This is a genomic window from Acidovorax sp., assembly GCF_046314175.1.
In the GTDB taxonomy this organism is placed as follows: Bacteria; Pseudomonadota; Gammaproteobacteria; order Burkholderiales; family Burkholderiaceae_C; genus Acidovorax.
Map to the genome: position 1 here is coordinate 1 of NZ_JBKBXG010000192.1, position 2972 is coordinate 2972.

Annotated in this window: 2 protein-coding genes; both read right to left on the reverse strand. The window is 66.2% G+C overall.

Annotated features, from left to right (window positions below):
- Positions 1-712 (reverse strand): 2Fe-2S iron-sulfur cluster-binding protein (locus ACK4OE_RS25580; RefSeq protein ID WP_409889230.1); only part of this gene is annotated, 712 nt, incomplete at its 3' end.
- A gap of 562 nt (positions 713-1274) precedes the next feature.
- On the reverse strand, positions 1275-2972 hold a 1698-nt coding region (locus tag ACK4OE_RS25585; protein WP_409889231.1), incomplete at its 5' end, for an NADH-ubiquinone oxidoreductase-F iron-sulfur binding region domain-containing protein.

Here is a 2972-nt window from a genome sequence, read left to right on the forward strand (position 1 = left end):
GCGCGCCCGTGGGGCAGGCCTGCACACATTCGCCGCAGGCCACGCAGGTGCTCTCGGCCATGGGGTCGTCGAGGTCGAAGACGATCTTGCTGTCGGCCCCGCGCAGCGCGTAGCCGATCACATCGTTGACCTGTTCCTCGCGGCAGGCGCGCACGCAGCGGTTGCACTGGATGCAGGCGTCCAGGTTGACGGCCATGGCAGGGTGGCTCAGGTCGGGCGCGGGCTGCTCGCGGCGCAGGGCCTGGAGCGCGGGGCGCACGGCCACGCCCAGGCGGTCCGCCCAGGCGCTCAGCTCGCCATGCTGGCCTATCGTTTCTGAATTTTCTGAGTCAAATTGGCCACTAGCGCTTGATGGATAAGCGCCACCAGCTATCAATTCAGGAGTATTTGCCTTTTGATCGTTCCACCGGTATCCCACGTCCGGCATGTCGGACAGCAGCATCTCCACCACCATCTGCTGGCTCTTGCGCGCGCGGGGGCTGGCCGCCAGCACCTTCATGCCTTCCGTCGGCGCGCGGCAGCAACTGGGGGCCAGCGTGCGCTCGCCCGCGATCTCGACCACACAGGCGCGGCAGTTGCCGTCGGGGCGCAGGCCATCGCTGTAGCAAAGGTGGGGGATGTCCACGCCGTGGCGCTGCGCGGCTTTCAGAATGGTTTCCCCGGGGTGGGCGGTGACGGGCTGGCCGTCGAGTTCGAAGGAAGTCGTGGTCATAGGTTGTCCTATCGCGGCTCTGGCTTGTTCCATTCGGGAGGGGCACAAAACTCCTGCCACGCCCGTGCCTCGTACTCAACACGCTGACCGGAAGGCCGCGCTCCGAAGGAATGGGCCACTGCCGTCGTGGTCCGCCCGTCGATCACAGTCGCAGAAACGGCCAAACCTCGCGAAAGAAAGAACCGCCGGGCGACCTCTGCCCTGTAAAGTGCGGTTCCCTCACGCTCTGCCGCACTCTGATACCCCGTGAACACAATCAGCCTCTGCGCCGGAGGGAAACGCTGAAGTTTCACGGTCAATTGCAGCAATTCCCGCGGGGCGTTGGGACTCAGCGTCGTGCCATCGCTTTCGAAAAAAAGATCACCTACCACAGAAGCGTCCGCAATGACCCTCTGGCAATGCGAACTCCCGGGGTCCTCCGAGGCCAGCGCGAGCCCCCATCCACAGGAACAGCCCGCAATCCACAAAGCGATTGCGCGGCAAAAAAGCCCAGGCAAGCTTGAACGCTCTGTTGACCTCCTGCCAGAGGGAAACAACAGCCCGCTACTCCCAATCTTTGCGCTCATAGCCTCTCCGTGACCACACCCGTGCGCGGCTTGGGCAAGTCACCCGGCCAAGGCCCCTCGCCCACCTCATGCGGAAAGTATTTGTGAATGCAACGGATGGGGTTGGGCGCAGCCTGGCCCAGGCCGCAGATGGACGCATCGGCCATCACCTGCGCCAAGTCGTCCAGCAGCTCTTCGTCCCACTGCGGCGCTTGCATCAGCGTGGCGGCCTTGGCCGTGCCTACGCGGCAAGGCGTGCACTGGCCGCAGCTTTCGTGTTCAAAGAAGCGCATCACGTTCAGCGCCGCATCGCGCGCCCGGTCGTGCTGGCTGAGCACGATGACGGCGGCCGAACCGATGAAACAGCCGTAGGGCTGCAGCGTGTCGAAGTCGAGCGGGATGTGGCTCAGGCTGGCGGGCAGGATGCCGCCCGACGCGCCGCCGGGCAGGTAGGCATAAAGCTGGTGGCCGTCCAGCATGCCGCCGCAGTATTCGTCGATGAGTTCCTGCACCGTGATGCCCGCAGGCGCGAGCTTGACGCCGGGGTGCTTCACGCGCCCGCTCACGCTGAAACTGCGCAGCCCCTTGCGGCCGTGGCGGCCAAAGCCCGCAAACCAGTCTGGCCCGCGCTCGACGATGTCGCGCACCCAGTACAGCGTCTCGAAGTTGTGCTCCAGCGTGGGCCGGCCGAACAGGCCCACCTGCGCGATGTAAGGCGGGCGCATGCGCGGCTCGCCGCGTTTGCCTTCAATGCTCTCGATCATGGCGGACTCTTCGCCGCAGATGTAGGCGCCCGCGCCGCGCCGCAGCTCGATGTGCGGCAGGGGGCAGGGCGGCTCAGCGCGCAGGTCGTCGAGCGCCGCTTGCAGCAGCGCGCGGCAGCCATGGTATTCGTCGCGCAGGTAGATGTAGATGGCCTCGGTGCCCACCACCTGGGCGGCGATGAGCACGCCTTCCAGAAAGCGGTGCGGGTCGCGTTCCAGATAAGTGCGGTCCTTGAAGGTGCCGGGCTCGCCTTCATCAATGTTGACGGCCATCAGGCGCGGCGCGGGCTGGTCCCGCACAATGCGCCATTTGCGCCCCGCCGGGAAGCCCGCGCCGCCCAGGCCGCGCAAACCCGAGTTCTCCATGGTAGCGAGCACGGCCTCGGCGTCCATCTCTCCGTTGACCAGCGCGGCGGCAGTCTGGTAGCCGCCGTGGGCACGGTAGGTGACGAGGTCGGTGTGGGCGGGGCTGATCCCGTCCGGCCGCGTTGGCACGCTCTTCTCGGACAGCTCAGAAACATCAAAATGGATAGCTACTAGCGCTTGTGGATGAAGCGCTAGAGCCCGATTTGGCGTGGATTTCACTACCTCCAGCACGGTATCCACCGTGGCGTGCGGCACCGGGCACTGGTGCACCACGGCCACCGGCGCTTGTTCGCAACGCCCCACGCAAGGCACAGCCAACACCTCCACATCGCCCTGACCGGCCGCGCGCAGGCGTTCGGGCAGCACAGCCAGCAACTCGCGCGCACCCGCCAGGCTGCAGCTCAGGCTGTCGCACACGCGCAGCACCAGGCGCGGGGCCTGGGCATCCTCGCCGCGCACGATGTCGAAGTGGTGGTAGAAGCTCGCCACCTCGTACACCTCGGCCATCGGCAGGTTCATCTGCTTGGCGAGAGCCACCAGGTGCCGGTCGTGCAGCACACCAAAGTGGTCGTTCAGGCGGTGCAG